Raw genomic sequence first — 21,654 nt, forward strand, 5'->3', positions numbered from 1 at the left:
TTTTCTCACCCGGTGGCCCGGGTGAGAGAGATGCGATTAGCCGAGGATTTTTTCCAGCTCAGCACGCACGTCAGCCACGGCTTTGGTACCGTCAACTTTCGCGTATTTGGTGTTACCCGCCTGCGCTTCTTTGGTGTAGTAGCCGATCAGCGGCGCAGTCATCTGATGGTATTCCACCAGGCGCTTACGCACGGTCTCTTCCTGATCGTCTTTACGGGTGGTCAGCTCTTCGCCGGTCACGTCATCTTTGCCTTCAACCTTAGGTGGGTTGAATTTAATGTGGTAAACGCGGCCAGACGCAGCGTGTACGCGACGGCCAACGATACGGTCAACGATCAGCTCGTCCGGTACGTCGAACTCCAGAACGTAGTCCACGTTGATGCCCGCTTCTTTCATGGCGTCAGCCTGAGGAATGGTGCGTGGGAAACCGTCCAGCAGGAAACCGTTACGGCAGTCTTCCTGAGCAATGCGCTCTTTGACCAGAGCAATAACCAGCTCGTCAGTCACCAGCTTGCCTGCGTCCATGATGTCTTTCGCTTGTTTACCCAGCTCGGAGCCAGATTTTACAGCGGCGCGCAGCATATCACCGGTGGAGATTTGCGGAATACCGTATTTCTCCATGATGAACTGAGCCTGAGTTCCTTTACCCGCGCCCGGAGCGCCAAGCAGAATAATACGCATTGCGAAAATCCCCTCAAAAGTCGATTCAATTTTTCAAAAGCGCTAAACAATACCACCAGAACGAGTGCGGCTCAAGGAAGGCGGGAGGGCTGAAACGGTTAATGGGGGGAGATTATTTGGGATAGTGCGAGAATGCCCCCTCACCCTAACCCTCTCCCCAAAGGGGAGAGGGGACGATTATACCCTCTCCCCTTTGGGGAGAGGGCCAGGGTGAGGGGCAGGTGTTTAGTTACGCCAGCAGCAGCGCATTCACACGTTTAATGAACAGGTTAGGATCTTCCAGCGTGCCGCGTTCGGCCAGCAGAGACTGGTCCAGCAGCAGCTCAACCCACTCAGCAAAGCGGGCTTCGTCCTGGGTATCCGCCGCGCGTTTCACCAGAGGATGATCCGGGTTCAGCTCGAAAATATATTTCACTTCCGGCACCGCCTGGCCCGCAGCCGCGAACAGCTTCGCCATCTGGGTGCTCATTTCATCGGCATCAGTGGTGACAATGGCCGGAGTGTCGGTCAGACGGTGAGTGAAACGCACCTCTTTTACGCGCTCGCCCAGCAGCGTTTTCACGCGCTCAATGAACGGCTCCAGCGCCTTCTCGGCTTCTTTCGCATTTTCATCCACTTCATCTGCCAGCTTGTCGATGGACTCGTCTGCCTTCGCAACAGACTGGAACGCCTTACCGTCGAACTCGGTCAGGTAGTTCATCATCCATTCGTCAATGCGGTCGGACAGCAGCAGTACTTCGATGCCTTTCTTGCGCAACAGCTCCAGGTGCGGGCTGCTCTTCGCCGCGGCGTAGCTGTCGGCGGTGATGTAGTAGATCTTCTCCTGCCCTTCTTTCATGCGGGAGATGTACTCTTCCAGCGACACGGTCTGCGCGGAGGAGTCGGTATGCGTAGAGGCAAAGCGCAGCAGTTTAGCGATGGTTTCAACGTTCGCCATGTCTTCAGCCGGGCCTTCTTTCAGCACCAGACCGAACTGTTTCCAGAAGGTCTGATATTTTTCCGCATCGTCTTTCGCCAGTTTTTCCAGCATCTGCAGCGCACGTTTGGTCAGGGCGTTGCGCAAGTTACGGGTGACGGTGCTGTCCTGCAGAATTTCACGGGAGACGTTCAGCGGCAGATCGTTGGAATCTATCAGACCGCGCACAAAGCGCAGGTAGTACGGCATGAACTGCTCGGCGTCGTCCATGATGAAGACGCGCTGCACGTACAGCTTCAGGCCATGCTTGTGATCGCGGTTCCACATGTCCCACGGCGCCTGCGCCGGGATGTACAGCAGGCTGGTGTACTCCTGCTTACCTTCCACGCGGTTGTGGCTCCAGGTCAGCGGGTCGGTAAAGTCGTGGGCGATGTGCTTGTAGAACTCGTTGTACTCGTCGTCCTTGATTTCAGCCTTGTTGCGCGTCCACAGCGCCTGCGCCTTGTTGATTTTCTCCCAGGAAACGATGGTTTCACCGTCTTTCTCTTCCTGTTTTTCAATCTCAACCGGCAGCGCGATGTGATCGGAGTACTTGCTGATGATGGAGCGTACGCGCCAGTCGTTCAGGAAATCATCTTCCCCTTCACGCAGGTGCAGGGTGATTTCGGTTCCGCGGTCCGCTTTGGTGATGTCATCAACGGTGTATTCGCCTTCACCTTTCGATTCCCACAGCACGCCATTCTCCGCGCTGTCGCCCGCCGCGCGGGTGCGCACGGTGACTTTATCCGCCACGATGAACGCCGAGTAGAAACCCACACCGAACTGACCGATCAGCTGGCTGTCTTTCGCCTGGTCAGAGCCCATGGACTCGAGGAACGCTTTGGTGCCGGATTTGGCGATGGTCCCGAGGTGGTCGATCACCTCGTCGCGGTTCATCCCGATGCCGTTATCGGCGATGGTCAGAGTGCGGTTCTCTTTATTGAAAGAGACGCGCACGCGCAGCTCACCGTCGCCTTCGTACAGATCCGGGTTAGACAGCGCGCGGAAGCGCAGCTTGTCCGCCGCATCGGAGGCGTTGGAAATCAGCTCACGCAGAAAAATTTCTTTGTTGGAATACAGGGAATGGATCATCAGGTGCAGAAGCTGTTTTACTTCTGACTGGAAACCGCGGGTTTCTTGTCCTTTCATCTATGTCGACCTCAACAATGCCATTTAATGGGGTTTTAAAACGTTGAGGGAGAGATGGGGATAAGGGGGGAAATTTTCAAGCGAAGGCGGCAAACGCCGCCTCCGTTTGGTCAGAAAATAATCTTGTGACGTCCTGCCAAAGAGTGGGACAACGTGGTGCCGTCCACCATCTCCAGCTCGCCGCCGACCGGCACGCCGTGGGCGATGCGGCTGGCGTCAACGCCATACTGCGCGCACAGCTCGGCGATGTAGTTGGCAGTAGCTTCTCCTTCCACCGTGGGGTTGGTGGCGAGGATCACCTCTTTGATCGTTTCGGACTCAAGACGCTGTTCAAGGCGGTCAAGGCCGATATCGTCCGGGCCAATACCGTCCAGCGGGGAGAGATGCCCCATCAGCACGAAATAGCGGCCGGAAAACTGCCCGGTTTGTTCGATGGCGTAGATGTCCGCCGGACTCTCCACCACGCAAATCTGACCGTTTTCCTGACGACGCGGGTTCGTGCAGATGTTACAAACATCCTGCTCGGTAAAGGTACGGCAATCCGCACAGTGACCAATCTCTGACATGGCGCGGGTTAAAGCCTGCGCCAGGCGCATCCCGCCGCTGCGGTCGCGCTGCAATAGCGTAAACGCCATGCGCTGCGCTGACTTCGGGCCAACGCCCGGCAGGCAGCGCAGTGCTTCCATTAACTGCGTGAGCAGCGGACTGGTTTGCATCAGAATGGCATCTTGAAGCCAGGCGGCAGTTGCATACCGCTGGAAACGGAGGCCATTTTCTCTTTCTGAGTTTCGTCGATACGGCGCGCAGCATCGTTAAACGCGGCAGCAACCAGATCTTCCAGCATCTCTTTGTCGTCTTCGAGCAGGCTCGGGTCGATTTCAACGCGACGGCAGTTGTGTGCACCGTTGATGGTCACTTTGACCAGACCGGCACCGGATTCACCCGTGACTTCCAGCTGAGCGATCTCTTCCTGCATCTTCTGCATTTTTTCCTGCATCTGCTGAGCCTGCTTCATCAGGCCACCCAGACCGCCTTTTCCACCAAACATAGGCTTCTCTCTTCTTTCACGTTTAAGGATTACAACCGTAAGTCAGACTCACGATCAAATGGGGCGAATACTCTCTTCATCCAGATCGGCGTCGAAGAACCGGCGCAGGGTCTGAATGTTGTTATCCGCAATAATCGCCTCGCGCGCCTGCGCGAGCTTCTCTTCATAAATGGCCTGGCGCCACTCCAGCGGCGTTTTCACCGCCGGATTATCATCTTCAATGATAGTCAATTCAACCGGTGAACCCTGTAAAGCGGCCAGCGCCTCGGCCAGCGCCTTTTGCGCACCGGGTGAATTCAGGTGGCGTTGACCCGGACGCAGGTGCAAACGCACCTGATTGCCGTCCTGCTCTTTCCAGGCATTCAGCGCGACCTGCTCGACCAGCTTCGGCAACTGAAGCTGGCTGACCTCAGCGGCCCAGGCGTCGCGCGCAATAGCCTCTTCGGCAAGCTTCGCGGCCAGCTCCGGCGTTTTTTCATGCTCCAGCGCCTTTTTCAGCGCTTTCGGCGTGGCAACCACTTCCTTGACCGTTTCGACAACGGTGGTCGCCTTCCAGCGGTAAGCCTCTTCTTTCACCGGGGCTTTCTGCTCGAGCGCGGACGGTGCCGGACGCGACTGTACGCGCTCCGTTACCGAGGCCAGTCGTTCAAGCGCGGCGTTGTTCACCGGCCGCGCTCTTCCTGGCGCTGCCGGTTCACTCTTTTTTGGTTTGGTTACTCCCTGGGCACGCTGCAGTTGGCTGCGTGCGGCAAGCACCGAACTGGTGGCATCCGACAGCGGCACGTTCTGCGGCGGCGGTGTCGGCTGCGGTGGCCCCTGCTGCGGCGACATCACCGCCGTAGGGGCGACCGGGGCGAAAGACTGCCGCGGCGCTTCCGGCTCCGGCAATGGCATGCGCGGGTGGAACGCCAGCGCGCGCAGCAGCGTCATTTCAACGCCCATTCTGGGGTCCGGCGCGAAAGGTAGCTCTTTGCGGCCAATCAGCAGCGTCTGGTAGTAGAGCTGCACGTCGGCAGGCGGCACGGTGCGGGCAAGCTCACGCATCCGCTGTTCAATGGCGGCCATATCCGCACCAATGGCCGACGGAGAAAGCTGCAGCATTGCCACGCGGTGCAGCAGGCTAAGCATCTCAACCAGCAGCCCTTCCCATTCAATACCCCGTGCGGCTGCCGCATTCACCTGCGACATTACGCGTTCACCGTTGGCGGCAATCATCGCCTCAATAAGCGAAAGCGCCTGATCGTCATCCAGCGTACCGAGCATGGTGCTGACCGCGTCAGTCGAGAGCTTGCCGTCACCGCTGGCAATCGCCTGGTCGGTGAGGCTTAACGCATCACGCAGGCTGCCGTCTGCCGCGCGGGCCAGCAGTTGCAGGGCGCGCGGTTCGTGGACAATCTTCTCTTCGTCAAGAATGTGCTCAAGCTGCGTGCGGATCTGCTCAACGTCCAGGGCCTTCAGATGGAACTGCAGGCAGCGGGATAAGATCGTGACCGGCAGCTTTTGCGGATCGGTGGTCGCCAGCAGGAATTTCACGTGCGCAGGCGGCTCTTCCAGCGTTTTCAGCAGGGCGTTGAAGCTGTGGCGGGACAGCATGTGCACTTCATCGATCAGGTAGACCTTGAAGCGGCCGCGCGCCGGGGCGTACTGGACGTTGTCCAGCAGGTCGCGGGTATCTTCAACTTTGGTGCGCGAGGCGGCGTCGATCTCGATCAGATCGACAAAACGCCCCTGCTCGATCTCCCGGCAGTTATCACACACGCCGCAGGGGGTGGCGGTGATCCCGGTTTCGCAGTTGAGACCTTTTGCCAGCAAACGGGCAATAGAGGTCTTACCGACGCCGCGGGTGCCGGAGAAAAGATAAGCGTGATGGATGCGACCTAGCGACAAGCCGTTCGCCAGGGCCGTCAGCACATGCTCCTGACCGACAACGTCAGCAAAGGTTTGTGGTCGCCATTTACGGGCTAACACCTGATAACTCATGGGCAGGCTCTGCAACGCTGGAAGGTGAATTTATGGAGGGGAATGCTATCACAACCTCACCCATTGAGCGAGGTTGTGAAAACCGGGATTAATGACCCGGGAAAGGCACCAGGCTGTAGCTGGTAATGCCCTGTTTTTCCAGGCGCTGCTCACCGCCGAGATCGAACAGATTGATGATGAAGGCCGCGTCGGTCACTTCGCCACCCAGACGACGAATCAGCTTCACCGTTGCTTCGATAGTGCCGCCGGTTGCCAGCAGGTCGTCAACCACCAGCACTTTGTCGCCAGGCTTGATCGCATCAACGTGGATCTCCAGCTGATCGGTGCCGTACTCCAGCTCATAGCTCTCGGCGATGGTTTCACGCGGCAGCTTGCGCGGTTTACGCACTGGCACAAACCCAACGCCCATCGCCAGCGCAACCGGTGCGCCAAACAGGAAGCCGCGGGCTTCAGTACCTACTACTTTGGTGATCCCGGCGTTTTTATAACGCTCGACCAGAAGTTCAATGCTGAGGGCGTACGCTTTCGGGTCTTCCAGCAAGCTGGTGACATCACGGAAAAGAATGCCAGGCTTTGGATAGTCCTGGATGCTTTTGATGCTGTTTTTCAGATATTCAAGCTGCTGTGCAGTTGCGGTCATCGGTTTTGCCTAAATGAAACAGTGTTACTCACGGCGCGCAACGAGTCGGCCAAGGCAACAATTGTTTAACCTTTGACCAGGCGCACCTGTGCTCGAAAACGGTCGAATTTACTGGCTGCGCGTGATAATTGCAACAGCCATGATGAGGCTTCAGTGCTTTTGTTGCTTTTCATCAACCACGGGGATCCGCCACATGAAGATGAGCAGACAGGTGAGTATGACCAGCAACAGGATCTGCACCCACAGCATTTTCACCAGCCATAATGACATCGCGAAGGTGATGAGGATCACCGCAATCGCGCGCGGCTTCGCACCGGGCGGCATGGCCCGGTGTTTTTGCCAGTGCCGCAAATAGCCACCAAACCACGAGCGATACAGCAGCCAGTGGTGAAAACGCGGTGACGAGCGGGCGAAGCACCAGGCCGCCAGCAGGATAAACGGCGTGGTCGGCAGTAGGGGCAAAACCACGCCCAGCGTGCCAAGCACTACCGCGAGCCAGCCAATGATGATTAAAATAGTGCGCTGCATAATGCGAATCGTTATCAAACTGAACGGCTACTTTACCACTGGAGAGCGCCTTGAAAACAGCCTTGCTTCTGGAGATGCTGCAAAAACAGCTGAGCGCCCTGCGAGCCGAGGCCATCCCTCTGCTGGGGCACGCCACGCTGAAGCCGCGCTTTGACCGGCAGCTTTTTCGTACCCGCAGTACAGTAATCGAGGAGTATATTGCGGAAGCGCAGACCAACCTCGACGAGCTGCGCCATGCCGTTGAGCGTGAACAGCCTGAACAGGTGGCGTGGCTCGCTGAGCATCTCACTGAGCAGATTACCGCCCTGCACCGCGAAATTGCCGCCTGGCCGCTGCGCGCCTGGGACAGTGCCTCGCCGGGGCTCGGCAAATGGCAGCGAAAGCGGCTGGAAAATCAGGAGTTTGAACGCCGGCTGTTTGAGATGAAGCGCGAACGCGAAGTGCGGCTGAATAACAGCGAAACGCTGGAAGAGCAGCAGCTATTGATGCGCGAGATCGGCGCGCTGGAAGGTCGCATCGTCCGCTGCCGTCAGGCGCTGGAGGAGATTGAGCGCGTCATTGAACGTTTGACCCGTTAACAGGAGCCATACTTATGTCACTGGAAAATGCACCCGATGAGGTCAAACTGGCCGTCGATTTGATTATGCTGCTGGAGAATCATGAGATCCCTGCAGAAACGGTACTGAAGGCGCTGGAGATTGTGCGTCGGGATTTTGAGGGAAAACTTTCACCTCACCCTACCCTCTCCCCAGAGGAGAGAGGGTAAAAGCAGTCCGCACCCGATTATTCCCTCTCCCTTCAAGGGAGAGGGTTAGGATGAGGGCCGTCCCCCTTAATCTCGCGCTTCACTTCCGTATGCTCATCACCTTTTTCATTACGCAGGTGAACCTCAAGCTGGTTGAAGGCGATATTTATATCGTTTTCACGACACAGGCGATCGATAGAACGGTTCAGCTCATCCACCGTGTAGCTGCGGTCACGCAGTTCACGCACGTATAAACGCAGCTCGTGATCCAGCGTGCTCGGCCCAAAGGTGGTGAAGAACACCGCCGGGGCCGGATCGTGCATCACTTTCGGATGTTCCGACGCTGCCTTGAGCAGCACCTCTTTCACCTTCTCCAGATCCGATCCATACGCCACGCCCAGGCGGATCACCACGCGCGTCACCGTGTCGGAGAGCGACCAGTTGATCAGACGCTCGGTCACAAACGCTTTGTTCGGGATGATCACCTCTTTACGATCGAAGTCGGTGATGGTGGTAGCACGAATACGGATCTTGCTGACCGTACCGGAGAAAGTGCCGATGGTGACGGTATCGCCGATACGCACCGGACGTTCAAACAGGATGATCAGGCCAGAGACAAAGTTACCGAAGATCTCCTGCAGACCAAAACCCAGACCGACCGAGAGCGCGGCCGCCAGCCACTGCAGTTTGTCCCACGACACGCCAAGCGAGCCAAAGACCGTCATCGCCCCCACAATAATGATGACGTAGTTGAGGATCGTGGTAATGGCGTACGAGGCTCCCTGGCGCAGATTCAGACGCGACAGAACCAGCACTTCCAGCAGGCCCGGCAGGTTGCGAATCAGCGCCCAGGCCACGACCGACGACACCAGAGCAAACAGCAGGCTACCCATGGTCACGCTTTTCATGACCGCCGCACCGGCTTCGGTTCCGTTGTATTGCCAGAGGGTAATACTGTCGAGATAGGCGAAAACGGTAATAAGATCGGACCAGATCGCCCAGAACATCACGGCAAACAGCGCGATCATCACCAGCATGGTGATACGCAGCGTCTGCTGGTTAACCTGCTCCAGCGCGATGGTCGGCTCTTCCTGTGGCTCAGCCCCTTCGGCCCCCTCTTTCACCTGATGCTGACGACGCGCGATGGCGCGGCGATAGGCAATGCGACGGGCCGCTACGCTCAGGCCGCGCAGCACGGTCTGGTAGAGCAGGTTCCAGACGATCACCAGATAGACCGTTTCAATCCAGCGTCCGGACAGGCGCAGCGTGGTATAGAAGTAGCCCGTCGCCGTAAGCACCATCAGCGCCAGCGGAATGATCGCCAGCACCGTCACGGTGGCCAGACGAATATTGTGGGACTCTTTATCACGCCAGCTGTCGCGGCACATCGGCCACATCAGGATAGCAATCAGCAGCAGGTTCAGCAGGATGACCAGCTGGCCCAGCACATCATCCATCAGATGCAGCGGGGAAAGTTCAGAGACAACCGACCAGAAGTGCAGCGGCAGGAGCGCCAGGCTGATGCGCACAATCTGACGACGCCAGTGGCTGGTCAGCTGGGCAGGCATGTTGAAATGACGCACGGCCACGCCATCTTTTTCCAGCACCTTCCAGCACACGCCGAACACCAGCCAGAACAGCGCCAGTTTTTTACTGAACGCCCACAGCAGATCGCTGACGTTAAGCTGCATGGTAAGCAGGATCAGCCCCACCGCCAGGATAATCAGGCATACCGGCAGGGCACGAATGAGGTCGATCAGAATCGCTTTTGGCGTATGCAGCTGGCTATCGTTTCGCAGTTGCCCCACTTCAGACGCCAGTTTGGCCTGGTATTTTTTCAGCCAGCCCAGACGCCAGCGAATCAGGCCCGCGATCAGCAGCAGCGGTAACCCCGCAAGGAAGGCAATCATCACCGCAGGCCAGGCTTTCTCCCAGTTCACGGTGATTTTCATGCTCTTGATCTGCGTTTTCAGCGTCTCCGGGAAGGATTTCACCCAGTCCCAGTCCATCGGTTTGTTGCTGTTTACCCAGAAAATCTGCTGGGTCAGGATCTCCTGCAGGCTTTTCGAGACGCTCACCAGCTGCTGCTGGTTGATTTGCAGGTTAATGGCCATCATCAGCTGGTTGCCCAGCTGTTTGTTGAGCTGGTCCAGCAGCTCGCGACGCATATCAACAACCTGAAGCAGCGCATCGTGCACTTCAGGATTCACGTCGCTGGAATGACCCTCTTCAATTTTGGCGACAAAGGCATCGCTCTGGAACAGGGCATCGCGCTGCTGGTTAACGTCGAATTGTTCCAGACGTAAATCCGCAATGCGGTTGGTCATGTCCTCCAGCTCATCGGCGGACGGGAGCGTCTGCTGCTGCTGGTAGAGAATACGCGACAGCAGGAGGCTGCCTTTGAGGACCGCGATCTGCTCTTTGATATTGCGTTCCGCCTGCAGCGCACGATCCAGCCAGTTTTTAACTTTGATATTTTGCTGAACCAGCGAGTTGCCGTTTTCTGTCGCCAGTATCAGGCGCTGACTAAGCTGATGGTTAGCCTCAAGCTCCTGTTTCACCAGCGGGTTCGCCTGGATGCGGGCGGTTTCGTCAGGTGAGACGGCCTCCTGGGCTGTTTTTTCCGTCAGCGTCAGACGCTTGCTGTTAACCGCCTCCTGCAACAGCTGAAGCTGGTGTTCCAGGCGATTAATATTTGCGGTGACGTAATCACGCTGCTTCTGCAGCGTATCCTGCAGCACCGTGTTCCCTTCCAGGCTTTTACGCTGCTGTTCGATCTGCGCATTGAGCAACGTCTGCTGCACCAGCAGCAGGGTTTGCTGGGTCGGGCGCAGTGTGCCTTCCCCCACCGTCGTGCCATTCAGACGGTTGCGGATTTGCTGCAGCTGCTGAGACGCGGCGTACATCGCGTTTTGCACACGCTCGGGCTGGGTCTGCAGGGAGACCAGCTGGCTGTTATAGGTTGCGAGATCGGATTGCGCGGTTTGCAGGTCGTCGAGTAACTGCGCAACGCGCGATTCCAGCTGACGCAGGGAGAGCGTCGAGAGCGTTTTGCGCGTTTCGTCGTCGTTATCGACGTCACTCAGGGCATTCAGCGATTCCGTCGCTTTACGCATGTTTTCAGGGGCCTGCGCCTCCTTCTGACGAAGCTGGGCGGTTTCGGCTTTAACACGCTCAATTTTATCCAGCGTTTCCAGCGTTTCCGTTAAATCCTGCTGGGTAAGCTTATCCTGAGGCGAGAGGTCTTTCTGTTTGTTCAGGGTGTCGAGTTGCGACTGAACATCGGCACGCGAGGGGATATCATTGCTGTTATCGGCGCGGGCCCAGGTCAGCGGCGCCGTAGCGAAGAAAAACAGCATCGCAAAGAGCAATGCAAAAACAGGATGTTGCGAGCGATTGATGGGCAGCATAATTGTGAATGATGTCAGAAGATGACCGAAAATAGTCCGGCGTGAAGAATATCACGCTCGCCTGAAGCAGAATAGCGCGAACGTTATCCTCTGAGATAAATCCTGGAAAGGCCTCAGGCAGTTAGCGAAGGCGCATCGCTGCGCAGGGTCGGACAGAGCTGTAGCATTTCCAGTAAAATCGCGACGTAGCTGCGGGCTTCCGCTTTGAGGTCAAAGGACTGCGGCGCAAAGAGCCAGTTTTCCATCAGACCGGAAATGTAGCTGCGCATCAGGATAGCCGCCCGGCGGGTGAACAGATTGGCCGGTAAAAGTTTTGCCTCCATGCACAGCCGCAGGTTGTGCTCAATACGGTCATAACTTTCCAGGCTAAGGCTGCGCTGCGCCTGCTGCACCACCGCCATCTCGCCCACGAACTCGCATTTATGGAAGATAATTTCCATCATTAGCCTGCGACGTTCTTCAACTACCGTCGCTTCAAGGATATATACTAATATTTCTCTTAATACTGAGAGTGGATCGTCAGGGAATTTTGCCCGATACTCACTCTCGAGATCGCTAATGCTGGACTCTGAAAGCTCCCAGATTTCACTGAACAGATCTGACTTGTCTTTAAAATGCCAGTAAATCGCTCCCCGCGTCACACCGGCAGCCTGAGCAATTTGAGCCAGCGAGGTGGATGACACCCCCTGCTGGGAAAACAAACGTATTGCCACATCCAGAATGTGTTGTCGGGTTTCCAGCGCTTGTTGTTTGGTTTTTCGTGCCATAGGTGAGTGAATTTACAGGAGTCAGATTTACATACATTTGTGAATGTATGTACCATAGCATGACGATAATATAAACGCAGCAATGGGTTTTTGGACTCAGGACCATTGATCAATTTGAAATCGGACACTCGAGGTTTACATATGAACAAAAACAGAGGGTTAACGCCTCTGGCGGTCGTTCTGATGCTCTCAGGCAGCTTAGCGCTAACAGGATGTGACGACAAACCGGCTCAACAAGGAGCTCAGCAGGCGCCAGAAGTAGGCGTCGTGACGCTCAAATCTGAACCTCTACAAATCACCACCGAATTACCCGGCCGTACCAGTGCTTATCGCATTGCGGAAGTGCGTCCTCAGGTTAGCGGCATTATCCTGAAACGTAACTTTACTGAAGGCGGTGATGTGCAGGCCGGTGAGTCTCTGTATCAGATTGATCCTGCAACCTATCAGGCATCGTATGAAAGCGCGAAAGGCGACCTGGCGAAAGCGCAAGCCGCAGCCAAAATTGCCCAGTTGACGCTGAACCGTTACCAGAAACTGCTCGGTACCAAGTACATCAGCCAACAGGATTACGATACTGCCCTGGCGGATGCCCAGCAGGCGAACGCGGCTGTGGTAGCAGCGAAAGCGGCCGTTGAAACCGCGCGCATCAACCTGGCCTATACCAAAGTGACCTCCCCTATCAGCGGTCGTATTGGTAAGTCTTCCGTGACGGAAGGAGCGCTGGTGCAGAACGGTCAGACCACGGCGCTGGCGACCGTACAGCAGCTTGACCCGATCTACGTTGACGTTACGCAGTCCAGCAACGACTTCCTGCGTCTGAAACAGGAACTGGCTAACGGCACCCTGAAACAGGAAAACGGCAAAGCCAAAGTGGAGCTGATTACCAACGACGGTATCAAGTTCCCACAGGAAGGTACCCTGGAGTTCTCTGATGTGACGGTCGACCAGACCACCGGTTCCATCACCTTACGTGCGATTTTCCCGAACCCTGACAAAAATCTGCTGCCAGGAATGTTTGTTCGCGCGCGTCTGGAAGAAGGAACGAACCCTACCGCCCTTCTGGTTCCACAGCAGGGTGTGACCCGTACGCCACGCGGCGATGCGAGCGCACTGGTTGTTGGGGCAGATGACAAAGTCGAAATGCGCAATATCACCGCAACCCAGGCGATTGGCGATAAATGGCTGGTGACGGAAGGTCTGAAAGATGGCGATCGCGTGATTGTTACTGGTTTGCAAAAAGTTCGTCCTGGCGCGCAGGTTAAAGCACAGGAAGTGAAATCTGACGATAAACAACAAGCTTCGGCCGCTGGCCAGTCAGAACAAACCAAGTCTTAACTTAAACAGGAGCCGTTAAGACATGCCTAATTTCTTTATCGATCGCCCCATATTTGCGTGGGTGATCGCCATTATCATCATGCTGGCTGGGGGACTTGCGATCCTGAAGCTGCCTGTCGCGCAATATCCAACGATTGCGCCACCGGCGGTGACAATTTCCGCAACCTATCCAGGGGCTGATGCGAAAACGGTGCAGGACACCGTGACGCAGGTTATCGAACAGAACATGAACGGTATCGATAACCTGATGTACATGTCCTCAAACAGTGACTCCACCGGTACCGTGCAGATCACCCTGACCTTCGAGTCAGGTACGGATGCTGACATTGCGCAGGTTCAGGTGCAGAACAAGCTGCAGCTGGCGATGCCATTGCTGCCGCAGGAAGTGCAACAGCAGGGCGTGAGCGTTGAGAAATCGTCCAGTAGCTTCCTGATGGTTGTCGGCGTTATCAACACCAACGGCACCATGACGCAGGAGGATATTTCCGACTACGTGGGCGCCAACATGAAGGACGCCATCAGCCGTACCTCCGGTGTGGGTGACGTGCAGCTGTTCGGTTCCCAGTACGCGATGCGTATCTGGATGGATCCGAACAAACTGAACAACTTCCAGTTGACCCCGGTTGACGTGATTAACGCCATTAAAGCGCAGAACGCCCAGGTGGCAGCCGGCCAGTTAGGCGGCACGCCGCCGGTGAAAGGCCAGCAGCTTAACGCCTCGATCATCGCGCAAACCCGTCTGACCTCCGCTGATGAGTTCAGCAAAATTCTGCTGAAAGTGAATCAGGACGGTTCGCAGGTTCGCCTGCGCGACGTGGCGAAAGTTGAGCTGGGCGGTGAGAACTACGACATCATCGCGAAGTTCAACGGTAAACCAGCTTCGGGTCTGGGGATCAAACTGGCGACAGGCGCTAACGCCCTGGACACCGCCACGGCGATCCGTGCAGAACTGAAGAAAATGGAACCGTTCTTCCCGTCAGGTCTGAAGATCGTTTATCCGTACGACACCACGCCGTTCGTTAAAATCTCGATCCACGAAGTGGTGAAAACGCTGGCAGAAGCGATCATTCTGGTCTTCCTGGTAATGTATCTGTTCCTGCAAAACTTCCGTGCGACGCTTATCCCAACTATCGCCGTTCCGGTCGTTCTTCTGGGGACATTTGCCATCCTCGCGGCTTTTGGCTTCTCGATAAACACCCTGACGATGTTCGGAATGGTGCTCGCCATCGGCTTGCTGGTGGATGACGCCATCGTGGTGGTAGAAAACGTCGAGCGTGTCATGGCGGAAGAGGGTCTGCCGCCGAAAGAAGCGACCCGTAAATCAATGGGTCAGATCCAGGGCGCGCTGGTCGGTATTGCGATGGTTCTGTCTGCGGTATTTATCCCGATGGCCTTCTTCGGGGGCTCTACCGGTGCGATTTACCGTCAGTTCTCGATTACCATCGTCTCGGCGATGGCGCTGTCGGTGCTGGTGGCGTTGATCCTGACGCCTGCGCTGTGTGCCACGATGCTGAAGCCGATTCAGAAAGGCGGCCATGGCGAGCACAAAGGATTCTTCGGCTGGTTTAACCGCATGTTTGATAAGAGCACGCACCACTACACCGACAGCGTGGGTAACATCCTGCGCAGCACCGGTCGTTATCTGCTGCTCTATATCATCATCGTGGTAGGCATGGCTTTCCTGTTCGTTCGTCTGCCAAGCTCGTTCCTGCCGGATGAAGACCAGGGCGTGTTCCTGACGATGGCACAGCTTCCGGCGGGTGCGTCACAAGAGCGTACCCAAAAAGTGCTGGATGAAGTGACGGACTACTACCTCACCAAAGAGAAAGCCAACGTTGAGTCCGTGTTTGCGGTTAACGGCTTTGGTTTTGCGGGTCGTGGTCAGAACACCGGTATCGCCTTCGTCTCTCTGAAAGACTGGGCGGAACGCCCGGGTAAAGAGAATAAAGTTGAGGCCATTACCGGCCGTGCAATGGGCACCTTCTCGCAGATTAAAGATGCGATGGTCTTCGCCTTCAACCTGCCAGCGATTGTTGAACTGGGTACCGCGACCGGTTTCGACTTCCAGCTGATCGACCAGGGCGGTTTGGGTCACGAAAAACTGACCCAGGCGCGTAACCAGTTGTTTGGCGAAGTCGCGAAACATCCTGACCTGCTGGTCGGCGTGCGTCCAAACGGCCTGGAAGATACGCCGCAGTTCAAAATCGACATCGACCAGGAGAAAGCTCAGGCGCTGGGCGTGTCCATCAGTGACATCAATACCACACTGGGTGCAGCCTGGGGCGGTAGCTACGTTAACGACTTCATCGACCGCGGTCGTGTGAAGAAAGTGTACGTGATGTCAGAAGCGCAATACCGTATGTTGCCGAACGATATCAATAACTGGTTCGTGCGTGGCAGCAACGGTCAGATGGTGCCGTTCTCGGCGTTCTCTACGTCGCGCTGGGAGTATGGTTCACCGCGTCTGGAACGCTATAACGGTCTGCCATCTATGGAGATTCTGGGTCAGGCCGCGCCGGGCCGAAGTACCGGTGAAGCCATGAACCTGATGGAAGAGCTGGCAAGCAAACTGCCTTCGGGTATCGGCTATGACTGGACCGGTATGTCCTATCAGGAACGTCTGTCCGGTAACCAGGCCCCTGCTCTGTACGCCATTTCACTGATTGTGGTCTTCCTGTGTCTGGCGGCACTGTATGAGAGCTGGTCGATTCCGTTCTCGGTTATGCTGGTGGTGCCACTCGGGGTTATCGGTGCGCTGCTTGCGGCGACGTTCCGTGGACTGACCAACGACGTGTACTTCCAGGTAGGCCTGCTGACAACCATTGGCTTGTCGGCGAAGAACGCGATACTTATCGTCGAATTCGCCAAAGATCTGATGGAGAAAGAAGGCAAAGGTCTGATTGAGGCGACGCTGGAGGCGGTTCGTATGCGTCTGCGCCCTATCCTGATGACGTCCCTGGCGTTTATCCTCGGCGTACTGCCGCTGGTTATCAGCTCCGGTGCGGGCTCCGGCGCGCAGAACGCGGTTGGTACAGGGGTTATGGGCGGTATGATCACCGCGACCGTACTGGCTATCTTCTTCGTACCGGTGTTCTTCGTGGTGGTTCGCCGCCGCTTCAGCCGTAAGAATGAAGATATTGAGCACAGTCATTCGGTAGAACCTCACTGATACCGGTTCCACATGATAAAAAGGCCGCATTCGCGGCCTTTTTCATTTTCAGAAAAAATCATAAATTACGCTTATTGTCGTTCCATTTATTTTCTGCCATCTTAATTAGACATATCATAATTAACGGATAACTTAATCGGTGAATTCAGGATTTTTTTAATTTCATTTCCCCGCTTAAGTTGTTAGGAATATTCCTAATAAGAAGTTCTGACAAAGAGAACTCCGGAACTGAACTTTTCTCGTTGTTTACGCTAAGCCAATGAAAGGTAAGGAAGCGATAAAAAGCCAGTGTTAATTGGGTTCAAAAAGTTCTCTTCTGGAGGAACAATTGCGTTAACGCTCGCAGTCTGCAGTTTTATTTGTAATTTTTCGTAATAGCGCGATGAAATCCTGATGAGAGTGGCTTATAGTTAGAGTTATCAGGAACACCGCACCCGTGTGGCTAAGTATGTTGTATCCATCCCGACAATGATGTTCGGTGAGTAAGAAATCACTCAGAAGGGGATGCGCTATGGACGAGTACTCGCCAAAAAGGCATGATATCGCGCAGTTGAAATTTCTCTGCGAATCCTTGTACCATGACTGCCTTGCCAACCTTGATGAAAGCAACCATGGCTGGGTAAACGACCCAACGTCTGCCATCAATTTACAGTTGAATGAGCTGATAGAGCATATCGCAACCTTCGCACTTAATTATAAAATTAAGTACAATGAAGATAATAAGCTCATTGAGCAAATTGATGAATACCTGGATGACACCTTTATGTTGTTCAGCAGTTACGGCATTAACGCCCAGGATTTGCAAAAATGGCGTAAATCGGGAAACCGGCTATTCCGCTGTTTCGTCAACGTGAGCAGAGCTAACCCGGTTAGTCTTTCCTGTTAAAATTATTACAATTACTAATACTAAGGTGAATTTATGTCTGATAAACCACTCACTAAGATCGATTATTTGATGCGCCTGCGACGTTGTCAGTCAATTGACACCCTCGAACGCGTCATTGAAAAGAATAAATACGAGCTTTCTGATAATGAACTGGCGGTATTTTATTCAGCCGCTGACCATCGTCTTGCTGAGCTGACCATGAATAAGCTTTATGACAAAATCCCAACGTCGGTATGGAAATTTGTCCGTTAATCATTGAAAGGTGTCTGTAGAGTTCTACGCCACGTTCTGAACGATATTTACCTGTCCCGTTAGACCTCCTGTGCGTATGCCAGGTCTCCGTGTAAAACGTGTTCATCAGCAACAATGTTGTGACTACAGTCACACCAGCTTGTCGGGAACGTTCCCCTTATGGTCTGTTCCGATTACCCTGCGGTAATGACATCCAGAGAGGTTTCCCATGAGCTTAGAAAAACAGAAGATGATTGCCGGTGAACATTACCGCCCCGGTGATGAGACGTTACGGGCCGACCGACTGCGAGCCCGCCATCTGATTTATCGCTATAACCACACCGCGCCGGATGAAAAAACAGAACGCCAGAACATTCTGGCGGAACTTCTGGGGCAAAGCGAAGGGGCTTATATTGAACCGAGCTTCCGCTGTGACTATGGATATAACATTTATCTCGGCAAAAACTTTTACGCTAACTTCGATTGCGTGATGCTGGATGTCTGCCCCATTCATATTGGCGATAACTGCATGCTCGCACCGGGTGTGCATATTTATACGGCTACCCATCCCCTGGACGCGGAAGCGCGTAATAGGGGCGTGGAGTTTGGAAAACCCGTCACCATTGGGAATAATGTCTGGCTCGGTGGTCGGGCGGTCATTAACCCTGGCGTCACGATAGGGGATAATGTGGTGGTGGCCTCCGGTGCCGTCGTGACGAAAGACGTTCCGGCTAACGTCGTCGTGGGCGGTAACCCGGCAAAAATCATCAAAACGCTGTGAGGGTCTGGGGAGCCAACTGTTATGGTCTTTTAGCGCCAGACTGTTACTTTTTTCAGCCTGATGGCTCCCCTAAAATTGGCGGTCACCCTGTATTGTCAACTCTCATGAAGGCAAAAAATGACCGAGATACAGCGCCTGCTCATCGCCACCATCGACGATCTTAACGTCCGCGAAAAGCGCGATAATCGCCCGCGCTTTAGCATTAGCTTTATCCGCAAACACCCTGGCCTGTTTGTCGCCATGTATGCCGCCTGGATGGCGACGCTTATTGTGATGCTCAAGTCCGAAACGCTGGTGGACTCCGTCTGGCTGCTGGTGGTGCTGTTTGTCGTCTTTAATGCCTTTTTCTTTTTTGACGTGAACCCGCGCTACCGTTACGAAGATATCGATGTCCTCGATTTCCGGGTCTGCTACAACGGCGAATGGTACAACACGCGTTTCGTACCTGGGGAGCTTATCGACAGCATCATGCACTCTCCGGCAGTGGAAACCGTGCAAAAAGAGAAGCTGCAGAAGATGGTCTCCACTAAAGGCCAGCTCTCTTTCTACGATGTTTTTACCCTTTCCCGCCCTGCTGCTGCGTAATGAGCGCCTGAAGACGTCGGATCCCCGACGCAAACTGCGAAGCAGAGGTATTGCCGTAACCTAACACCAGACCGGTTTTCCCCTGCTTCGCCTCCAGGTAATACCCGCTCAACGCAGCGGGTGCCAGCTGAAACGCCCTCGCCTGCTCCACCAGCTTCTGGTCGTCAATCCCGTCTATCGCCAGCGTCAGATGCATGCCGCCTTCACCCGCCAGAATGCGGTGCGGGGTATGAAGCTCTGTAACCAGCACTTCCCGCAGCTGGCGGTAGCGTTTGCGATAGAGCCGACGCATGGCGGCGAGATGGCGGGCATAATGACCCTCTTCAATAAACAGCGCCAGGGTACGTTGCTCCGCGCGATGCCCTCCGCGCAATAGCGAGCCAATGGCCGGACGAGCCGCTGTCGCCAGCGCTGGCGGCAACACCATGAATCCCATTCTGAGCGACGGAAACAGCGTCTTACTGAACGTCCCCAGATAGACCACGGGAGCATTCGCCACCATGCCCAGCATCGCCGGTACGGGCTCACCGGCATAACGGAATTCGCTGTCGTAGTCGTCCTCAATAATCCAGGCGTTATGCTCTCTGGCCAGCGCCAGCAGGGCCAGACGCCGCCGGGCACTGAGCACGCTCCCGTAAGGAAACTGATGTGAGGGTGAGGTAAAAATCAACGCGGGAGAAGGCGCATTCAGTCCCTCCCAGCACATTCCCTCGTCATCCACCGGAATGCCCCTCATCGTCAGGCCGGTTTTAACAAACGCGCTTTTTGCCCCACTGTAGCCGGGGTTTTCTACCCAGGCGATATCCCCCGGCTCGCTCAACAGCATCGTGCACAGGTTGACGCCCTCAAGCGCGCCTTCAGTGATCACTATCTGGCTGGCGTCACAGTCAATGCCGCGGGACAAGGCAAGGTGCCGGGCAATCGCTGCCCGCAGCGACGGCTCGCCGGCGGGGTCGCCGTAACCTAACAGGGCGCTTCCCTCCTCCCGCATCACGCGGTCATACAACCGCCGCCATAGCGGCAGAGGGAAATAGTTAATGGCGGGTGTCCCCGGCGTAAAGGCAAGAACCGGGGTATCCCGCTGCACCGGTGCAGGCAGCAGGCTGACCCGTCTGGCAAGCGTGATGGCAGGGTCCGGCAATGACCTCGGGACAGCACGCTGCGCAAACAGTGTTACCCGCGTTCCCTGGCGATTACGCTGCAGATACCCTTCGAGGGTGAGCTGGTCCAGCGCCGCATTGACGGTATTGCGGGAAAGGGAGAGCTGCCGGGCCAGCGTGCGCGAACCGGAAAGCTGGCTGCCGGAGCGGAGTCTTCCGCTCAGAATGGCCTCCCGCAAAGCCAGATAGAGCGTACGCTGGAGCGTCTCCTCGCCACGTTTTTTCAGCGCTGCATTGAGCAAGGTATACAGTTCATCACCCGGAATATTCATCTCGCCTCCTCGTGGCACCATCAAAACATAACCTGGTGGTTCTTTTTAAGGAACCAGCAATTCATTAGTCTGGAACTCTTTTCAACGTCACGGAGATGAAGATGAATACAATCAATCAGTTTGGGCAGCCCGTGGGCGAACCGCTTATCGACTGGCAACCCCGTCCACATCCGTCCCGGGTGGTACTTCAGGGTCGTTACTGCCGGCTTGAGCCGCTGCGGGTGGAGCATGCTAACGCGCTGTTCTGCGCGTATGCGCAGGCCGAAGATACCCGCAGCTGGACGTGGCTGCTGCGTGAGCCCGATGCCACCGCAGAGGCGTTCGCCGGATGGGTCGCGAGCGTGAGTGAGTTATCCGATCCCATGCACTTTACCGTTATCGATAACCAGACCCAATCTCCGGTCGGCACGCTGGCCCTGATGCGGATCGATCCTAAAAACGGCGTTGTGGAAGTGGGGCACGTTCACTTCTCTCCCCTGTTAAGCCGCACGCCTATGTCAACAGAAGCGCAATATCTGCTGATGCAGTATGTTTTCGATACCCTTGGTTACCGGCGTTATGAATGGAAATGCAATAGTCTGAACGAACCGTCCCGCAAAGCGGCCCTGCGTCTGGGTTTTCAGTTTGAGGGGCGTTTTCGCCAGGCGCTGGTGACAAAAGGACATAACCGGGACACCGACTGGTTTTCAATCCTCGACAAAGAGTGGCAGGCGCTGGCAAGCGCCTTTGAAGGCTGGCTTGCCACCGACAATTTTACTGCCGATGGCAAACAGAAAAGATCCCTGGAAAGCTGGCGAGAAACACGCGTCTAGCGTCTTTTTTTACGTCCCTGAACCGCCTTAAAACGCGGATTAGATTTGCAAATCACATATAAGCGTCCCTTGCGTTTGACTATCTGGCAATCCGGGTGACGCTGTTTTGCGCTACGTAATGAGTTAAGTACCTGCATGATTAGCCCCGCTTCGCATTGATAAAACCGCCATAACGCTTACGGAAGCGTGCTGCGCTGCCATCCGTGGAGAACGTTTTCTGCTTGCCGGTATAAAACGGGTGCGATTTTGATGAGACATCAAGGGTAACGTACGGATACGTTTCACCATCGAGCTCAATTTCGCGGTCGGTGCTAATGGTTGAGCCAATTTTAAAATATTCATTGGCGCTGGTGTCGTGGAAGACCACGGTACGATAAGTGGGATGGATATCTGGTTTCATCATAAACCTCTTATGTTTTGTTATAACATAACAAAATAATATCCAGGCCAGGCTGTAAAAACAACCCCCTCTATCAGGATGATATTTTCGGGTTTCACTGAGATAAAATGAAAACCATGC

The 21,654-nt window shown here is 55.3% G+C and carries 21 protein-coding genes and 1 other annotated feature; of the genes, 9 read left to right on the forward strand and 12 right to left on the reverse strand.

The window, feature by feature from the left end:
* Positions 1 to 36: 36 nt before the first annotated feature.
* The 7 genes from adk to LDK53_RS02815 all read right to left on the reverse strand — a co-directional run bounded on the left by adk (position 37) and on the right by LDK53_RS02815 (position 6,981).
* Entirely contained in the window at positions 37 to 681 is a 645-nt protein-coding gene (gene adk, locus LDK53_RS02785; RefSeq protein WP_006809841.1) for an adenylate kinase, read from the reverse strand.
* 229 nt (positions 682 to 910) lie between these two features.
* Positions 911 to 2,785, reverse strand: coding sequence for a molecular chaperone HtpG (htpG, locus tag LDK53_RS02790; RefSeq protein ID WP_225284089.1), 1,875 nt, complete (start codon positions 2,783 to 2,785; stop codon positions 911 to 913).
* A gap of 110 nt (positions 2,786 to 2,895) precedes the next feature.
* A complete protein-coding gene (recR, locus tag LDK53_RS02795; protein ID WP_006809843.1) occupies positions 2,896 to 3,501 on the reverse strand; it encodes a recombination mediator RecR in 606 nt (201 codons plus the stop codon).
* Positions 3,501 to 3,833 (reverse strand): YbaB/EbfC family nucleoid-associated protein, encoded by a 333-nt coding sequence (locus LDK53_RS02800; protein ID WP_003858972.1) that lies wholly within the window; start codon positions 3,831 to 3,833, stop codon positions 3,501 to 3,503. The genes recR and LDK53_RS02800 overlap by 1 nt, the downstream gene beginning before the upstream one ends.
* A gap of 54 nt (positions 3,834 to 3,887) precedes the next feature.
* Positions 3,888 to 5,813: a DNA polymerase III subunit gamma/tau gene (gene dnaX / locus LDK53_RS02805; RefSeq protein WP_225284091.1), complete on the reverse strand. Its 1,926-nt coding sequence runs from the start codon at positions 5,811 to 5,813 to the stop codon at positions 3,888 to 3,890.
* Positions 4,494 to 4,558 (reverse strand) — a sequence feature (DnaX frameshifting element). Its footprint overlaps the gene before it by 65 nt.
* An 88-nt stretch (positions 5,814 to 5,901) precedes the next feature.
* Positions 5,902 to 6,453 carry an adenine phosphoribosyltransferase gene (gene apt, locus LDK53_RS02810; protein WP_000127359.1) on the reverse strand — a complete coding sequence of 184 codons (552 nt, stop codon included), beginning with the start codon at positions 6,451 to 6,453 and terminating at the stop codon, positions 5,902 to 5,904.
* A 150-nt stretch (positions 6,454 to 6,603) separates the two neighbouring features.
* Positions 6,604 to 6,981 carry a DUF454 family protein gene (locus tag LDK53_RS02815; RefSeq protein WP_225284093.1) on the reverse strand — a complete coding sequence of 126 codons (378 nt, stop codon included), beginning with the start codon at positions 6,979 to 6,981 and terminating at the stop codon, positions 6,604 to 6,606.
* A 50-nt stretch (positions 6,982 to 7,031) separates the two neighbouring features.
* Here LDK53_RS02815 and priC point away from each other — a divergent pair, with 50 nt between their 5' ends.
* Positions 7,032 to 7,559, forward strand: coding sequence for a primosomal replication protein N'' (priC, locus tag LDK53_RS02820; protein ID WP_225284095.1), 528 nt, complete (start codon positions 7,032 to 7,034; stop codon positions 7,557 to 7,559).
* 14 nt (positions 7,560 to 7,573) lie between these two features.
* Entirely contained in the window at positions 7,574 to 7,747 is a 174-nt protein-coding gene (gene rsmS / locus LDK53_RS02825) for a pleiotropic regulatory protein RsmS (protein WP_059385620.1), read from the forward strand.
* Positions 7,748 to 7,779: 32 nt separating this feature from the next.
* Here rsmS and mscK read toward each other — a convergent pair whose 3' ends face one another.
* The gene (gene mscK, locus LDK53_RS02830) at positions 7,780 to 11,136 is read right to left on the reverse strand and encodes a mechanosensitive channel MscK (protein WP_225284106.1); all 3,357 of its coding nucleotides are present in this window, start codon (positions 11,134 to 11,136) and stop codon (positions 7,780 to 7,782) included.
* Between the two features lie 113 nt (positions 11,137 to 11,249).
* Positions 11,250 to 11,903, reverse strand: a complete 654-nt coding sequence (gene acrR, locus LDK53_RS02835; RefSeq protein WP_047957903.1) for a multidrug efflux transporter transcriptional repressor AcrR — start codon at positions 11,901 to 11,903, stop codon at positions 11,250 to 11,252.
* 141 nt (positions 11,904 to 12,044) lie between these two features.
* Between acrR and acrA the strand changes: the two genes are divergently transcribed.
* The 6 genes from acrA (at position 12,045) to LDK53_RS02865 (ending at position 18,890) form a co-directional block, all read left to right on the forward strand.
* The gene (gene acrA, locus LDK53_RS02840) at positions 12,045 to 13,238 is read left to right on the forward strand and encodes a multidrug efflux RND transporter periplasmic adaptor subunit AcrA (protein ID WP_095449311.1); all 1,194 of its coding nucleotides are present in this window, start codon (positions 12,045 to 12,047) and stop codon (positions 13,236 to 13,238) included.
* Positions 13,239 to 13,260: 22 nt separating this feature from the next.
* Positions 13,261 to 16,407 (forward strand): multidrug efflux RND transporter permease subunit AcrB, encoded by a 3,147-nt coding sequence (acrB, locus tag LDK53_RS02845; protein WP_047957901.1) that lies wholly within the window; start codon positions 13,261 to 13,263, stop codon positions 16,405 to 16,407.
* A 511-nt stretch (positions 16,408 to 16,918) separates the two neighbouring features.
* Positions 16,919 to 17,293: an Hha toxicity modulator TomB gene (tomB, locus tag LDK53_RS02850; RefSeq protein WP_008499288.1), complete on the forward strand. Its 375-nt coding sequence runs from the start codon at positions 16,919 to 16,921 to the stop codon at positions 17,291 to 17,293.
* A gap of 33 nt (positions 17,294 to 17,326) precedes the next feature.
* Positions 17,327 to 17,545: an HHA domain-containing protein gene (locus LDK53_RS02855; RefSeq protein ID WP_008499287.1), complete on the forward strand. Its 219-nt coding sequence runs from the start codon at positions 17,327 to 17,329 to the stop codon at positions 17,543 to 17,545.
* Positions 17,546 to 17,753: 208 nt separating this feature from the next.
* Positions 17,754 to 18,305, forward strand: coding sequence for a maltose O-acetyltransferase (gene maa / locus LDK53_RS02860; protein ID WP_225284117.1), 552 nt, complete (start codon positions 17,754 to 17,756; stop codon positions 18,303 to 18,305).
* A 117-nt stretch (positions 18,306 to 18,422) separates the two neighbouring features.
* On the forward strand, positions 18,423 to 18,890 hold the full coding sequence (locus LDK53_RS02865; RefSeq protein ID WP_225284119.1) for a YlaC family protein: 468 nt from the start codon (positions 18,423 to 18,425) through the stop codon (positions 18,888 to 18,890).
* Here LDK53_RS02865 and LDK53_RS02870 read toward each other — a convergent pair.
* Positions 18,862 to 20,322, reverse strand: coding sequence for a PLP-dependent aminotransferase family protein (locus LDK53_RS02870; RefSeq protein ID WP_225284138.1), 1,461 nt, complete (start codon positions 20,320 to 20,322; stop codon positions 18,862 to 18,864). The two genes, LDK53_RS02865 and LDK53_RS02870, sit on opposite strands and share 29 nt — an antisense overlap.
* A gap of 101 nt (positions 20,323 to 20,423) precedes the next feature.
* On the opposite strand from LDK53_RS02870, the gene LDK53_RS02875 reads away from it, so the two are divergent.
* Positions 20,424 to 21,134 (forward strand): GNAT family N-acetyltransferase, encoded by a 711-nt coding sequence (locus LDK53_RS02875; RefSeq protein ID WP_225284148.1) that lies wholly within the window; start codon positions 20,424 to 20,426, stop codon positions 21,132 to 21,134.
* Here the strand turns inward: LDK53_RS02875 and ykgO are convergent.
* Both ykgO and LDK53_RS02885 read right to left on the reverse strand, forming a co-directional pair.
* Complete coding sequence (gene ykgO, locus LDK53_RS02880; RefSeq protein WP_003859006.1) at positions 21,131 to 21,271, reverse strand: type B 50S ribosomal protein L36; 141 nt, start codon at positions 21,269 to 21,271, stop codon at positions 21,131 to 21,133. The two genes, LDK53_RS02875 and ykgO, sit on opposite strands and share 4 nt — an antisense overlap.
* Before the next feature lie 2 nt (positions 21,272 to 21,273).
* Positions 21,274 to 21,534: a type B 50S ribosomal protein L31 gene (locus LDK53_RS02885; protein WP_094918626.1), complete on the reverse strand. Its 261-nt coding sequence runs from the start codon at positions 21,532 to 21,534 to the stop codon at positions 21,274 to 21,276.
* Between the last annotated feature and the right edge of the window lie 120 nt (positions 21,535 to 21,654).

The sequence above is a fragment of the Enterobacter sp. K16B genome, from assembly GCF_020216105.1.
GTDB lineage: Bacteria > Pseudomonadota > Gammaproteobacteria > Enterobacterales > Enterobacteriaceae > Enterobacter > Enterobacter sichuanensis.